This window comes from Micromonospora palomenae (assembly GCF_007829925.1).
In the GTDB taxonomy this organism is placed as follows: domain Bacteria; phylum Actinomycetota; class Actinomycetes; order Mycobacteriales; family Micromonosporaceae; genus Micromonospora; species Micromonospora purpureochromogenes.
This window is the reverse complement of record NZ_VIXA01000002.1, coordinates 766,243-780,193: the sequence shown is the minus strand read 5'-3', so window position 1 is coordinate 780,193 and position 13,951 is coordinate 766,243. Positions and strand designations below refer to the sequence as shown.

12 protein-coding genes are annotated in these 13,951 nt (G+C 74.9%); 4 read left to right on the top strand and 8 right to left on the bottom strand.

The genetic code is table 11. The features are described from left to right. Positions 1–6: 6 nt before the first annotated feature. The 4 genes from rarD to eccE all read right to left on the bottom strand — a co-directional run bounded on the left by rarD (position 7) and on the right by eccE (position 3,844). Positions 7–930, bottom strand: coding sequence for an EamA family transporter RarD (gene rarD, locus FHX75_RS14650; protein ID WP_154940330.1), 924 nt, complete (start codon positions 928–930; stop codon positions 7–9). Continuing rightward, positions 927–1,412, bottom strand: a complete 486-nt coding sequence (locus FHX75_RS14645; RefSeq protein ID WP_154940328.1) for a GNAT family N-acetyltransferase — start codon at positions 1,410–1,412, stop codon at positions 927–929. Before FHX75_RS14645 ends, rarD begins: the two co-directional genes overlap by 4 nt. Positions 1,413–1,524: 112 nt before the next feature. Further along, positions 1,525–1,911 carry a phage holin family protein gene (locus FHX75_RS14640; RefSeq protein WP_154940326.1) on the bottom strand — a complete coding sequence of 129 codons (387 nt, stop codon included), beginning with the start codon at positions 1,909–1,911 and terminating at the stop codon, positions 1,525–1,527. 55 nt (positions 1,912–1,966) lie between these two features. Further along, positions 1,967–3,844 (bottom strand): type VII secretion protein EccE, encoded by a 1,878-nt coding sequence (gene eccE, locus FHX75_RS14635; RefSeq protein ID WP_425463494.1) that lies wholly within the window; start codon positions 3,842–3,844, stop codon positions 1,967–1,969. 205 nt (positions 3,845–4,049) lie between these two features. Here eccE and FHX75_RS14630 point away from each other — a divergent pair, with 205 nt between their 5' ends. Continuing rightward, positions 4,050–4,367: a WXG100 family type VII secretion target gene (locus tag FHX75_RS14630; protein WP_088959256.1), complete on the top strand. Its 318-nt coding sequence runs from the start codon at positions 4,050–4,052 to the stop codon at positions 4,365–4,367. Between the two features lie 25 nt (positions 4,368–4,392). Next, positions 4,393–4,686, top strand: coding sequence for a WXG100 family type VII secretion target (locus FHX75_RS14625; RefSeq protein WP_154940322.1), 294 nt, complete (start codon positions 4,393–4,395; stop codon positions 4,684–4,686). 67 nt (positions 4,687–4,753) lie between these two features. On the opposite strand, the gene mycP is transcribed toward FHX75_RS14625, so the two are convergent. After that, positions 4,754–5,977, bottom strand: a complete 1,224-nt coding sequence (mycP, locus tag FHX75_RS14620; protein ID WP_154940320.1) for a type VII secretion-associated serine protease mycosin — start codon at positions 5,975–5,977, stop codon at positions 4,754–4,756. A 141-nt stretch (positions 5,978–6,118) separates the two neighbouring features. On the opposite strand from mycP, the gene FHX75_RS32095 reads away from it, so the two are divergent. Then, on the top strand, positions 6,119–9,463 hold the full coding sequence (locus FHX75_RS32095) for an SseB family protein (protein WP_154940317.1): 3,345 nt from the start codon (positions 6,119–6,121) through the stop codon (positions 9,461–9,463). Next, positions 9,460–9,825 (top strand): hypothetical protein, encoded by a 366-nt coding sequence (locus FHX75_RS14610; RefSeq protein ID WP_154940315.1) that lies wholly within the window; start codon positions 9,460–9,462, stop codon positions 9,823–9,825. Before FHX75_RS32095 ends, FHX75_RS14610 begins: the two co-directional genes overlap by 4 nt. 16 nt (positions 9,826–9,841) lie before the next feature. Here FHX75_RS14610 and FHX75_RS14605 read toward each other — a convergent pair whose 3' ends face one another. The 3 genes from FHX75_RS14605 to FHX75_RS14595 form a co-directional block, all read right to left on the bottom strand. Continuing rightward, positions 9,842–10,774: an alpha/beta fold hydrolase gene (locus tag FHX75_RS14605; protein WP_154940313.1), complete on the bottom strand. Its 933-nt coding sequence runs from the start codon at positions 10,772–10,774 to the stop codon at positions 9,842–9,844. A 74-nt stretch (positions 10,775–10,848) separates the two neighbouring features. Next, the gene (locus FHX75_RS14600; RefSeq protein ID WP_154940311.1) at positions 10,849–11,265 is read right to left on the bottom strand and encodes a hypothetical protein; all 417 of its coding nucleotides are present in this window, start codon (positions 11,263–11,265) and stop codon (positions 10,849–10,851) included. A gap of 253 nt (positions 11,266–11,518) precedes the next feature. After that, entirely contained in the window at positions 11,519–13,906 is a 2,388-nt protein-coding gene (locus FHX75_RS14595) for an immune inhibitor A domain-containing protein (protein WP_154941973.1), read from the bottom strand. Positions 13,907–13,951: the final 45 nt, after the last annotated feature.

Genomic DNA, 13,951 nt, shown 5'->3' with positions numbered 1-13,951 from the left:
TCCCGGTCACCGCGTGGCGGCGGTGACCGGGACCGGGGTGCGGGCGGCGGCCCGGGTGCGGCGGGTGTGCCGGACCGCGTCGACGGTGAAGACGATCAGCGCCACCCAGACCAGCGCGAAGCCGGCCAGCCGGGCCGGCGGCATCGGCTCGTGGAAGATCAGCACCCCGCAGCCGAGCTGGAGGATCGGCGCGAGGTACTGCAACATGCCCAGGCCGGACAGGGGAAGCCGGTTGGCCGCGCCGGCGAAGAGCAGCAGCGGGACGGCGGTGGCCGCGCCGGCGAGCACCAGCAGCAGGGTGTGCCCGAGCGAGACGTGCCCGAAGGTCGACTCGCCGCGTCCCGCCAGCCACCCCAGGTACGCCAGGGCGGGCAGCGCCAGCACCGCGGACTCGACGAAGAGCCCTTCCGCGGCGGGCAGCCCGAGCCGCTTCTTGACCAGGCCGTACCCGGCGAAGCTGAACGCCAGCGTCAACGCCAGGTACGGCAGCCGGCCGTAGTCCACGGTGAGCACCACGACGGCCGCCGCGCCGACGCCGAGTGCCGCCCATTGCGCCGGGCGCAGCCGCTCGCGCAGCACGAAGACGCCGATCAGCACCACGACGAGCGGGTTGATGAAGTACCCCAGCGCCGTCTCCACCACCCGGTCGGAGTTGACCCCGTAGATGTAGGTGCCCCAGTTCACCGCGATCAGCGCGGCCGCGACGACGATGGCGGCCAGCGTCCGGGGCCGGCGGGCCAGCGCGCGCAGGAAGCCGATGTTGCGCATCGCGGCCAGCAGCAGCGCCACGAAGACCACCGACCAGACGATCCGGTGGGCCAGGATCTCCACCGGTCCGGCCGGTCGCAGCAGCTTCAGGTAGATCGGGAAGAAGCCCCAGAGCAGGTACGCGCCGAAGCCGTACAGGTAGCCGAGCCGGACTGGATTCACCCCTCCACCGTAAGGGGCGTAGCGGGTGGGTGTTCCTTTCCGGTGACCGGCTTCACCGGACGGCGGTCCCACTCCATCCACAGGCCCGGCTCGACCGGGGTGAAGCCGACCTTCGCGTACACCCCGTGGGCGTCGAGGGTGGCCAGCAGGATCCGGCGCACCCCCAGCCCGGCCAGGTGGTCCCGGACGGCGGTGGCCAGCCAGGTGCCCAGCCCGCGACCGCGCTCCGACGGCGCGACGTAGACGTCGCAGAGCCAGGCGAAGGTGGCCCGGTCCGTGATCACCCGGGCCACCGCCACCTGCTCACCCCCGGCGTAGACGCCGTAGGGGATCGAGTTGGCGAAGGACGCCGCCACCGTCTCCCGGCTCCGGCCGAGCGCCCAGTACGCGTCGGTGGAGAGCCAGCGGTGCACCCGGTCGAGATCGATCCGGTCGGGATCGGTGCTGAGCAGGTAGCCGTCGTCGCGGGTCAGGGTGAACACCCCGGCCACGCTAGCCGGGACGCCCCCGGCCCGCGCGAGCCAATTCCCGGCCACTGGCCGCCGTTCCCGCCCGGGCGTCGCGCCTGCGCGTCCCGCCCGGGCGTCGCCGGGGTCAGTCGCGGTCGAGGATGGCGCCGAGGATCCAGGTCACGATGCTGACGAAGAGCGCGCCGAGCACCGCCTCGGGCCAGAAGCTGTCGACGTGGAAGGGCAGCCCGGCCTCACCGGCGATCCAGCTCGTCAGCAGGAAGAGCAGGCCGTTGACCACCAGCGCGATCAGGCCGAGGGTCAGCAGGTAGAAGCCGCAGCCGACGGACTTGATGATCGGCTGGAGCACCGCGTTGACCACGCCGAAGATCACCGCCACCAGCAGCAGCGTGGTGACCGTCTCGACGGCCGAGTCGGAGTTGAGCGTGATGCCCGGGATGAGCAGCGTCGCGAGCCAGAAGGCGACCGCGGTGGAGCCCAGCCGGATCAGAAGGCCCTTCAGAAAACCCATGGCGGGGATCGTGCCACGCACGGTCCACCCGGGGAACCCTCCGCGTACCCCGGCTTCAGCGGCGGGCCGGCCGGCCGATCAGCTGCGACTCGATCGGGGTGGGCGAGAGCAGCGCCCAGCGCAGCGCCCGGCGGTTGACCACCGCCACCATGTCGTCCCGGATCCGGGTCAGCCACTCCGCCGACCCGCCGAGCCCGAGCGCCGTGCCGGCCAGCACCGCCTCGCGCTGGTCCAGCGGTTGCAGCACCGCCAGGTCGGCCCGGCCCAGGGTGTCCGCGTCGGCCGCGGTCAGCTCGTCCCGGACCACCAGGGTCGCCTGCCAGGCCGGCCCCGGCCCGGCATCGTCGGCCGCCGCGCCCGCGTCGACCACCAGCAGCAGGGGACACAGCGGCGAACCGGGCGCCCCGCCCAGCGGGCGGCCCGGCGGGAGCACCGCGATGCCACCCCCGGTGCCGCCGACGCCCCGTACGAAGGGTTCCCAGGCCCGGGGCCGGCCGGTGCGCACCGCCACCCGGGCGCCGAGCGCCATCGCCCGCAGCACCAGCAACTGGGCCGCGCGGAGCCCGCCGACGAGCACCAGCCGGGTGCCCTCGGCGCGGAACAGCCGGACGGTCACCGCGCCGCCGTGCCGGTTGGCGCCGACCATCAGGCCGGCGTCGCCCAGGGAAAGCTCCAGCGGCTCCGGGTCCGGGCCGGGCGCCACCGGGCCGGCGGCCACGGCCAGCGGTAGCGTGGCGGCCAGGGCGGCGAGCTGCGCACCGTCGAGCCGGCGTACCTCGCCCCCGGCGTCGGCGACGAGCCGGTGCAGCGCCTGGCCGGCCAGGGCCAGCTCGTCGGGCGTCCGGGCGGTGAGGCGTACCGTCAGCTCGGCCGGCACCGGCGTGGCGTCGGCGGCGGTGCGCGGACCGGCGCAGAGCGACACGCTGGTCGCCGTGGCCGGCAACGCCAGCAGCCGGGGCACCAGCCGCCGACCCAGCTCGGTGCCCGGGTCGGGCCAGCGGGCCAGCCGGAAGCCGGCCTGGAGCAGGTCGGCCGAGCGCACCGCCGGCCAGGTCTCCCGGATCGGCCGGCCACCGTCGTGGTGGGCCAGTTCCCCGAGTACGCGCAGCGCCGCGTGCTCGCCGAGCGGACGGGCGCCGACCGGTCCGAGCCGGCGGACCAGCCGGCGTACGGTGCCGGACAGGGCCCGGCGCAGCTCCTCGTCCGACCAGCCGTCCACCCGCAGCGCCCGGACGGCGAGCAGCGCCCGCTCCTGGCCCGGCAGCCGCCCCTCGGTCAGCTGCCGGTACGACGTCCCCGCCGTCCCGCCCGCCGCGCCGGGCGCCGGGGCCGGTGCGGCGTGCAGCAGGAGCTGGACCCGCAGCGGCGGGTGCTCGGTCGTGGCGGGCGGCAGCAGCGCGGCCGGCCCGGGCAGCGCGCGGGGGCCGTCGCCGAGCAGGTCGCCGGGATCGCCCAGCTCGATCAGGGCGGTCAGCCCGGCGGCGTCGTCGACCACGGCGGCGGGCCCGCCGGCCAGCTCCACCGACCGCACCACGGCGCCGGGGAGCACCAGGTCCAGCAGCGCGGCCGGACCGGCGGCCGGGGCGAGCAGCCGCCGGCGGGTGGCGTACCCGACGCCGGTGCCGAGCCACTCGAACAGCCACCGGCCGCGCCAGCGCACCCAGGCCGTGGCGAGCAGCAGCCCGGCGGCGAGCAGGGCGAGCGCGAGCACCGCCACGCCCCGGCCGAGGGCCGCCACCGGCAGCGCCAGCGCGACCTGCGCGGCCACCACCTGACCGGCGCGAACGGCGGTCGACCGGCGGGTGGGAGCCGCGTTCCACTGTGGCGGGAGGGGTTGGCGGTGGGCCGGCCGTGCCGTCGTGCTCGCCGTCACCGCGTCTCCTCCGCTCGACGTGTCGGGCCGCCGGGCCGCCGCCGGACCACCGGTGCGCACCGTACCGCGACGGCGACGTGACCCATGGTAAGGGCAGTCGCCGGTGCCGGTTGTCCACAGGGGAGGGCGAGGGGGTAGCACAACGGCGATCGGGCCGCTACCGTCAGCGACGAGTTCGGCTGACCGTCGCCGCCGTGGGCCCCGCCCCGAGGCGTCCATGGATCGTCCGACGGCAGCCACGACGGAGAGACGAGGTGACGTCCGGGTGGCCCAGACCCAGGCAGAAGCCGCGGTGATGCAGCAGACCGCCGCGAAGTTCGAGCAGGTGGACCAGTCGCTGCAGAGCATGCTCAGCGGCCTGATGGCCGAGCTGGAGGTGTTGCAGCAGGCCTGGCGCGGCGCCGGTGGCCGCTCGTTCGAGCAGGTCAAGCAGCAGTGGTCGCAGGACCAGGCGGCGTTGCAGCGCGCCCTGCGGGAGACCGCGTCGGCGATCCGCACTGCCGGCCGGCAGTACGACGTCTCCGACGACGAGGCGGCCAGCCGGGTCTCCGGCACCAACCGCGGCATCCAGCTGCCGCTGTAACCACACCCAGGGGGAGGAGCATCCGATGGACCACGGTGTCCTGGTCGTCAACTTCGCCGCGCTGCAACAGGCCAGTGCGGACATTCAGAAGGCGTTGAACACGCTCGACTCGCAGCTCGGCCAGCTGGAGCGCGACGCCGCCCCGCTCGTGGCGAGCTGGTCCGGCGAGGCGCAGCAGGCGTACGAGCAGCGGCAGGCGCGGTGGCGGTCCGCCTCGCAGGACCTGCAGGCCATGCTGCGTGACATCAAGCTCGCGGTGAACGACTCCGCCACCGACTACCTCGACACGGAGAAGAAGAACGTCGGCCTGTTCCAGTGAGCCCGGCCGCACGGCGGCGCCCGACGACCCCGTGGGCGCCGCCGTCGCCGTGCCGGCCACCGGCGGGTCAGGCCGGTCCGGCCGGGCGCCAGCCCCGCCCGGCGCCGCGCGGCAGCACCAGGGTCAGCAGCATCGCCGCCGCCACCGCCGCGCCGGTGACCCCGGCGACCAGCAGGGCCCGGTCCCGTGCCGCCGCGCGTCGCGCCCGCTGGGCCAGCAGCGCCGGATCGGGCCGGTCCGCCGGCAGGGCCGCCGTCCCGCGCGCCCCCGCCGTCGCGGCCGCCCCGGTCTCGGTGACCGCCCGGTACGGGTTCAACACGCCCGCGCCGTACCCGCCCCGACCGTCGCCCGGCGCCGGGTCGGTGGTGCCGACGATCCGCCGCGCCACCTCCGTCGCGCTCAGCTCGGGCCGGTACTGCCGGACCAGCGCCGCGGTGGCGGCCACGAAGGGCGTGGCGTAGCTGGTGCCCTCGGCCCGGTGGTGCCCCTGCTCCGGCGCGGTCATCAGCACGTCGCTGCCGGGCGCCACCAGGTCGACGTAGGAGCCGGTCTGGGAGAAGGCGGCGCGGGTGCCGTCCGGGGAGATGGCGCCCACCCCGAGCACCCCGTCGTACGCGGCCGGGTACGGGCGCGGGTCGCCGCTGTCGTGCAGGTTGCCGGCGGCGGCCACCACCACCACGTCCCGACGCACCGCGTAGCTCACCGCCTCCCGGACGGCCGGGTTGTCGGCGTACAGCACGACGGAGAGGTTCAGCACATCGGCGTCGTGGTCCACCGCCCACCGGATGGCCCGGGCGAAGTCCGCCGCGCCGACCGTGCGCCCCGACTCCCGCCCCTCGACCACCTGCTGCTCGCTCACCCGTACCGGCAGGATCCGGGCCCGGGGCGCCAGCCCGTGGAAGGCGACGCCGTCGACGGACGCGGCCGCGATGATGCTGGCCACCCCGGTGCCGTGACCGGCGCAGTCGCGGGTGCCGTCGCCGCCCGGGTCGAGGAAGTCCGCGCCGTCGAGCACCCGGCCGCGCAGTTGCGGGTGCCGCCGGTCGACCCCCGAGTCGATCACCGCGACGGTCACTCCCGCGCCGGTGGCCAGCGGGATCAGCCGTTCCGGGGCGTACCGGCGCTGGGCCCACGGGACGCCGGTGACCGAGCGGGCCGGGGCGAGCGGGGCGGAGCAGGCCGGCGCGGCGGCCCGGGCGGGGGTGACCGACGACACGGCGAGCGCCGGGAGGCCGGTCAGCAGGACCGCCGCCAGGCCGGCGAAGGTCGGCCGCGCGCTGGGCCGGTGCATCGACCGCCTCCGTATCGTGTCGACTCCGGAACGCGATGTTATCGCCTCGCGACCCCACGCGGTCAGCCCATTGTGATCTTGTTCGTACCTTGTAGGTTGTACGCGATGCCTATGGCCTGTTAGCGGGAGGGAGAGGTGGCCGTGACCGACTGGGAGCCGGCTACCGAGGCCGAGACGGCGATGCGCGACGCGCTGCACGCCAACAACCAGGAACTTTACTTCCGCATCCTGGCCGGCACCGAGCTGCTTCTGCCGGTCTCCGCGCAGGCCCTCGCCGGCGAGGCGCCGCTGGGCTGGGGCACCTGGACCACGGGTGGCCGGACGCACGTGCTGGCCTTCACCTCCACCGCCGCGCTGCGCGCCTGCCTCGGTGCCACGGCCGGTCCCAGCCGCCGTGCCCCGTACGCCGACCTCGCCGCCACCTGGCCCAACCACGAGTGGTGGCTGGCCGTCAACCCGGGGCTGCCGATCGAGGGCTACCTGCCGGCGTGGTTCGTCTCCCAGCTCTCCCGTGGCGACGTCCGCCTGCCCGGTCGGACCATGGGCGCCCGCGCCCGCTTGGAGCGCGTGGAGTCGGTGGCCCGCGCTCAGGCCGACACCACCGGCCCCGCCCCGGCGACCGAGGCGCGGGACCTCGCCCCGGACGCCCGGTCGCAGCCGCGCCCGGTGGCGCCGCCGACCCCCACGCAGGCCATCGGCGCGGGACCGGACGCCTCGGCCGCCCGCCCCGGCGCTCCCGGGCCGGCGCGGGTGCCGCACCCCGCCCGCCCCTCGGCCGCGCCGTACCGCCCGGAACCGGACCGGCCGCGCCCGTCGGGTCCGGAGCCGGTGGTGCCGGCCGCCGCGTCGTACCCGGAGGTGCCGGCCGCCGCGTCGTACCCGGACGTCGTGCCGGCCGCCGGGGGGACGCGCCCGGGCGGCGAGCCTCGACCACCGGCGGACCCGGCCAACGGCCGGCCGGCCGCCACGCCACCGTCCGGTCCCGACGGGGCGCCCCGGCCGCCCGTCGCGCCCTGGATGACCTCGCCCCGGCGGCGGCTCCTCGGGGAGGGGCTGGGTGCCCGTCTCGCCGGGGACGGCGGCCCGCCCAACGGCCGCAGCTCGTTCTTCGAGCCGGCCTCCGAGCGGGGTGCCTCGCCCCGGGCGTCGCGGGACCCGCTGCGTACCGGTGAGCGGGCCGCGCCGCCGCCGCGGCCCGGGCTCGGTGGCCAGGCCTTCCCCCGGCGCCGCCCGGCGACCGCGCAGCCGGGGGAGGAACCGACCAGGGCGTTCCAGTTCGACCGGCCCGACGGACAGGCGCCGCCGCCCGCGCCGGCGGACCGACGGCCGGACCCGTTGGCGGAGGAGTCCACCCGGGCGTTCCGGGTGCCGACGCCGGACGCCGAGGCGACGCAGGCGCTGCCCCGACGGCACCCCACGCCCGCAACGCCCGCCGAGGAGCAGACCCAGCGCCTTCCCGACCCGTCCGCGCGGCCCACGCCTCCGCCGGTCGAGGAACTGCCGGTGTCGATCGCCGAGCCGGTCTCCGGGCCGCCGGCACCGCGTCGCGGCTTCTCGCCCATCGTCATCGAGGGCACCGTCATCGAGTCCCGGGACCTGCCCGTCGCCCCGGCGCCGGACCGGATCCCGCCGGCCACCGCCGGCCTGGACAACAGCGCCAGCATGAACGGCTCCGCCGGCGGCGGGCAGTTCGCCGCCTCCGGCGCGGCGGGACCGACCTTCCCCCGCCCGGCCTTCGCCTCCCCGTCTGCCGACGACCCCACCGAGCCGATCTCCCCCGCCCCGGGGCAGCGCACCGAACCGGTCCTACCGGCTCCCGAGCAGCGCACCTCGTCGCTCTTCGCGGCTCCCGAGCAGCGCGTCTCGCCGCCCTTCGCGGCTCCCGAGCAGCGGACGGATCCGGCGGCCGAGCAGCGCACCGGGCCGGTCTTCCCGGCTCCTGAGCAGCGGACGGAGCCGATCGCTCCGGTGCCGAGCGGTGGGTCCGCGGCGCAGGCCGTTCCGGACGACGAGGAGCCCACCGAGCCGCTCGCCCCGGTTTCCGACGACCGTGCGCAGTCGCTCTTCGCGGCCCCGACCGCGCCCGTGCCGCCGGCTTTCGGTGGCCGGCCGGAGGGCGCTTCGTCCGCCGCCGCGCCCGTGTCGCCGGCTTTCGGTGGCCGGTCCGAGGGTGCGTCGTCCGCCGCCGCACCCGTGTCGCCGGCCTTCGGGGGCCGGACCGAGGCGGCAGGGCCGTCTGCCCCCGCCTCTGTCTCGCCGGCCTTCGGCGGGCGGCCCGAGGCGACGGTGCCGTCTCCCGCCGCGCCCGTCTCGCCGGCTTTCGGCGGTCAGCCGGCGGCGACCGTGCCCACCCCGCCCGTCGCCCCGGCCTTCGGCGGCGCGCCGGCGGAGACTCCGGTGGCCGAGCCGGCCGGGCCGATCCCGGCCGGCCCTTTCGTCGCCGAGCACACCTCGCCCGGCAAGGCGGCTCCGTCGTCCGGCGGTGCCGACCGCGTCACTCCGGCTCAGGCGGCCGAGGCGTTCCAGCCCGCCAACGCGGTCGAGGAGGATCTGCTGGACGCGGCCGGCTCCGGCAGCACCGACACCTTCCTCTCCACGCTGCTCCTGGCCCGGGTCCTTCTGCCGGTGGCACCGGACTCGACACCCGGCAGCCGTCCCGGTGATCCCGGTTTCGTGTGGCGTACGGAGGAACTGGACGGCGAGACGTACGTGGTGGTGCACACCTCGCCGGAGCGGCTGGCCGACCACTGCCCGGAGCCGGTGGAGACCGTCGAGGTCCGGTTCGTGCAGCTGATTCGGCGCTGGCCGGACGAGGTCTGGTCCTTCGCGGTCAACCCGGGCAGCCCGATCGGGGCGAAACTGCCCGGCGAGCAGATCGTCGGGCTGGCCAACTGGGCGGCCGAGGTGGGGCTCGGTGACGAGACCGAGAGCGAGCCGGAGGCGGTCGCGGTCGAGGAACCGGCCGAGCGGCCCCGGTACGCCCCGCAGGTCGCCGACCCGACCCGGCCGGTGACCATGCAGAAGGCGGTGGCCCCGAGCCAGCTCGCCTACTACCTGGAGCGCGGGTACGACCGGGTCTCCGGTTTCGTGCACCGGGCCAACGAGCTGGCGCACCTCAACACCCCGGCGCAGTTGCACGACGCGCTCGGCCTCGGCTACCCGGACTCGCCGTTCGCGCGCGACGCCGACCGGATCTACGTGCTGCGCTGGCCCGCGTACCGGCCGAGCCTCTACCGGATCCCGTACGGCGGGCAGAACGAGCCCGCCATGCGGGCGATGGAGGGCTGGGTCATCGAGCGCCCGCCGTTCCGGGGCAACGGCTTCGCCCCCGGCGACAGCAGCGAGGTGGTGGCCGAGTTCAAGGTGGACAGCGCCCGGCTGCCGCACGGCGCGCAGCTGTGGCGGATCGGCGCGGACGGCACCGAGCGGGTGGTCGCCCTGCTCGACACCGACGCGCTGCTCTGGCGACAGGTGGGTGAGCCGTGATGCGCGACGGTTACGTGGCCCGGTGGCGCGGGCGGGAGTACCAGGCCAGCCCGGACGGCGACGACGTCCGTATCTACCAGCCCGAACCGGGGGACGGCTTCGAGGAGGTACGCCCCGGCCGGCACGTCCGGGTGGTCCCGGCCGGCGAGGTCGAGGACCTGGCGTACGTGCGCACCACCTGCACCTGGCAGGGGCAGCCGTTCGTGGTGCTCGGCGAGCACGACGGCTGGCTGCGGGTGGAGTACACCGGCGGGCGCTGGCCGGTGGCGCAGGCGATGGGCCTGGAGGTCTTCGACTTCGGGGTCTACCAGGGCTGGGCGCCCGCCAGCGAGGTGGCCGACCTGCGCGAGCAGCGGGTCTGACCCGCCGCCCGCCCGGTCACGACTTGGCCCAGCGGAGGATCTCGCCGAGCACCGTCTCCGGGGCCTCGACGTGCGGGAAGTGCCCCACCCCGTCGAGCAGTCGCCACTCGTATTCGGCGGTGACGTACCGGCCGGAGCCCTGGGCGGTACGCGGCAACGAGGCGGTGTCCAGCGCCCCGTGCAGTTGCAGGGTCGGGGTCACCAGCGGCTTCTGCATCAGCCGGACGAACCGGTAGCCGTGCAGCCGCAGCACCGACCGGAACGCCCAGCGGTAGCCCTCCAGCGCGCAGAACGCGGCCTGCGGGATCTGGATCGCCTCCCGGCAGCTGCGCGCGTACGCGTCGAACTCCGGCCCCCGGGTCCACTGCGGGCCGCCCCAGCGGCGCAGCATCTCCTCGACGGCGGCCCCGCCGTCCCGGGTCAGCAGGTGCTCGTAGCGGGGCAGCTGGAACTTCAGGGTGGGCGTGGAGGCGGCGAACTGGCCGCGCGGGTCGGCGAAGATGGCGGCCCGCAGGCGCAGCGGGTGCGGCGCGCCGAGCACCACCAGCCGGCGGACCAGGGTGGGGTGGAACGAGGCCGCCGTCCAGGCGATCAGGCCGCCCGCGCCGGTGCCGACCACGGTCGCGGAGCGTTCGCCCAGCGCCCGGATCAGTCCGGCGACGTCGGCGGCGAGGGTGTAGCCGTCGTACCCCCGGGGTGGCTTGTCGCTGGCGCCGTAGCCGCGCAGGTCGACGGCGACCGCCCGGAAGCCGGCGTCGGCGACCGCGGGCAGCACCTGGTGCCAGGCCCACCAGTACTCGGGAAAGCCGTGCAGGAACAGCACCATCGGGCCGGCGCCGGCCTCGACGACGTGGAAGCGGCTGCCGTTCGCGCCGACGAACCGGTGCGTCCACGGCCCCTCGGTCAGGACGCAGGACTCGTCGACGGGTCCGCCACGCTGCTCGGTCATGTGCCACAGCCTAGGACCCGGGTGCAGGTTGACCGTCCCGCCGACCCCGCGGGTGGCCGGGACCTCGGCTTCGGTCAGCCGACCGGCTCGATTTTCACGATGCTCGCGGCGTCGCCCGGCCCGCAGTCGTGCGCCGGGTCGGCCGGCCCGATGGTGACCAGCACGGTGGTGCCGGCGGCGAAGCTGCCCATCCCGGTGCCGTGCAGGGCGTACTGCCGGCCGTCGTCGGTGACCAGGCCGTAGCAGGGCCCGGGGCCGCCCCGGTTGATCCGGCCGGCGACCACGTCGGTCCGCCGGTTGTCGGTGGGCTTCTTCGGCAGGCCGGTCGGCGGTGGCAGGGTCGGCAGTGCGGTCGCGGAGAGCGGGGTGGGCCGGTCGGCCGGCGGTACCGGGGTGCCGGACGGCGCGGTGGCGGGCGGGGTCGCCGGCGGGGACCCCGCCGCGGCGGAGCCGGCCGGGGTGCCGGGGGTCGTCGGACCGTCGTCGGACACGGGGCCTCCATTCCCGGCGCAGCCGGCGAGGGGGACGAGCAGGGCCAGCGCGAGGGCGGCCGGCAGGACGGCGGTACGTGGCGTCACGCCGGTGGGACGTGCCGGGAAGCGGTGCGGTTCCCGCCCACCGGGCACCGCGCTCGGCCGGGCCGGTGCGGGCCGGCCGGGCGGGCGGACACCGGTCCGGCCTCCGGAAAGGGCGATGCCCGGGCAGGTGACCTGCCCGGGCATCGGTGGAGCGCTGATCAGTGGCTCAGGAGAAGCGGACCTTCAGCGAGGTGCCGTCCTGCTCCAGGACCCGGATCTTGGTGCCGGTGGCCGGGAGCTTGACGCCGTGGTTCGGCAGCTCCGCGTACCAGTACTTCTGGGTGTCGTCGAACAGCGGCTGCGCGGCCTGACCCCGGATGTAGGAGGGCTGGCTGTTGATGTGCAGCGTGAACGAGTCGGCCTTCTTCAGGCTGAACGGCGCGTCGTAGACCTGGACCCGGGCCCGCCAGGGGTTGCCGGTCAGGTTGTAGATCGGCCGCGGGTGCGCGTCGATGATCATGTTGCGACCCTCGCCCGGGTGGACGAACGTGTCGTTGTCGGCCCACCGGAGGTTCCAGTAGGAGATCAGCAGACCCGTCTGGTACGCGTAGTGGTCCACGTAGTCCGGCCGGGTGTTCGCGTAGCCGAAGAAGTACGGGCCGGTCTTGAGGTACTGGTCGTAGGAGACGTACGACCGGTTGCCGGCGATGTAGTAGTTGTCGAACTTGCGCTTGTAGGTCTCCTCCACCACGGTGAACCCGTTCAGGGTCCAGCCGGTGGCGCCGGCCTCGGCACCGTCGCTGAGCACCGTCTGCCCGTCGGCGGTGACGGTGATCGCGTCACCGTAGAAGCCACCCGAGGAGACACCACCGTCGGTCTGGTAGCGCAGCCGGAACTGCACGACCTTGCCGGCCGCGGCGTCCATCGGGATGGTGACGTCGACCCAGTTGTCGCCGCTGGAGCCGTCCAGGGCGAAGCGCCCGGGCGAGATCTCCTTGAGGGCCTTGCCGTTGGCGGTACCCGGCAGCGTCGCCCAGGTCTGGCCGTTGTCGGTGGAGGCCTCGAAGAAGAGGTAGTCGTAGTCCTCTTCGATGTTGTAGCGACCCTTCATCGACAGCGCGGCGCTGGTCTTCCCGGTGAGGTCGATGGTCCGCGTCATCGTGGTGTTCAGGTCGTCGTCGTTGCCCGAGAAGAACTGCTTGGTGCCCTCGAACGGCTTGCCGTTCTGGAAGGTGTACTCCCGCTGCGGCAGCACCACGACGGCGCCCTGGGCCTTGGCGGTGTTGTACTCCTGCGGCCCGAGCTCCAGGGTGCGCTTCTGGCCGGCCACGATCACCTCGTAGTCGAGCCAGCCGAGCTGGAGCTTGTTCCAGGCGCCGAGGTCGCCGCCCCGCTCGCCGATGCCACCGTCGTTCTTGGCGCCGAGCCGGCTCTGGGCCATCAGGGTCCAGTGCTCGTTGTTGTTGTCCCCACCACTGGTGACGTTGTAGTCGTCCGGCAGACCGAGGTCGTGGCCGTACTCGTGGTAGAAGACGCTGCGGCCGCCGTTCTCCGGCTGGATGGTGTAGTCACCGATCCACACGCCCGTGTTGCCGATCTGGGTACCGCCGAGCCGGTTGTCGCCCGGGCCGGTGTTGCCCTGGTCGGAGGCGAAGGCGTACCAGCGGTGGCTCCAGATGGCGTCCTCACCCTGGTACGGGTCACCGTCGGCCTGGTCGCCGCCGGAGTGGACGATCTGGAAGTGGTCGATGTAGCCGTCCGGCTCGTTGAAGTTGCCGTTCTGGTTGAAGTCGTAGCGGTCCCACTCGTCCATCGCCTTGACGTCGGCGGCGATCTCCGCGTCGGAGCGCCCCTGCGCCTTCTGGTCGGCGACCCACTGGTTCGCGGCGTCGCGGACCAGCGCCCAGGTGTTGGTGCAGACGTTCGAGGCGCACGGGTAACCGTCGGAGCGGCCGTACCGGGCCTCGTTGTACTTGACCTTGACCCAGTTGGTGACCTCGCCCTCGACGCTGTAGCGACCCGAGGACTGGGCCTCGTAGTACTGCTTCAGCGACTCGTCGCCCTGACCCGTCCCGAAGTAGAGCTTGCGGAAGTAGTCAGCGCTGTAGTCGGCCTGCCAGACGGTGGAGTTGTCCACCGCCCGGTTGGGGGCCGGGATCTCGTTGTGCAGCGGCCCGTCGAACCGGGTCGGGCCCGCGGTGTCCGGGTCGGTGTCCTGGTCCGGGTAGTTCGGGTGCCGATCGTTGCCGAACTCCGCCAGGATCACGAAGATCTTGTCGGTCCGCTCCCTGGAGAGCTCGACGTACTGGTCCTGCGTCAGGCTGGCAGCCGTGGCCGTGCGGGCGGCCTGCCCCTCGGCCTGGGTCTTGCCGACCTTGACGACCGTGCTGCCGTTGATCTTCTGCGCCTTGGCCTTGCCGGAAAGGACCTCGCTCAGGCCCTCCTGGCGCAGCGCCCGCCGCTTGTCCTCCAGCGGGTTGGGCAGATCATGGTCCTTGTGGGCAGGCTCGGCGACCGACGGGGCGGCCGCCGGCAGCTTCGGCGTCGGCGCGGCGCTGGCGGACGTGCCCGTCACCAGACCTGTCGCCGTCAGCGAAAGCCCGAGCAGACCCACTGCGACTTTGCGCACGTGGTACCTCCGGTGTGAGGGAACCGGCCC

Bases quoted from the DNA above. Each gene is read 5' to 3' on its own strand.
- FHX75_RS14640 (WP_154940326.1), bottom strand. From the start codon at position 1,911: ATGGGTTTTCTGAAGGGCCTTCTGATCCGGCTGGGCTCCACCGCGGTC.
- FHX75_RS14625 (WP_154940322.1), top strand. From the start codon at position 4,393: ATGGACCACGGTGTCCTGGTCGTCAACTTCGCCGCGCTGCAACAGGCC.
- mycP (WP_154940320.1), bottom strand. From the start codon at position 5,977: ATGCACCGGCCCAGCGCGCGGCCGACCTTCGCCGGCCTGGCGGCGGTC.
- FHX75_RS14605 (WP_154940313.1), bottom strand. From the start codon at position 10,774: ATGACCGAGCAGCGTGGCGGACCCGTCGACGAGTCCTGCGTCCTGACC.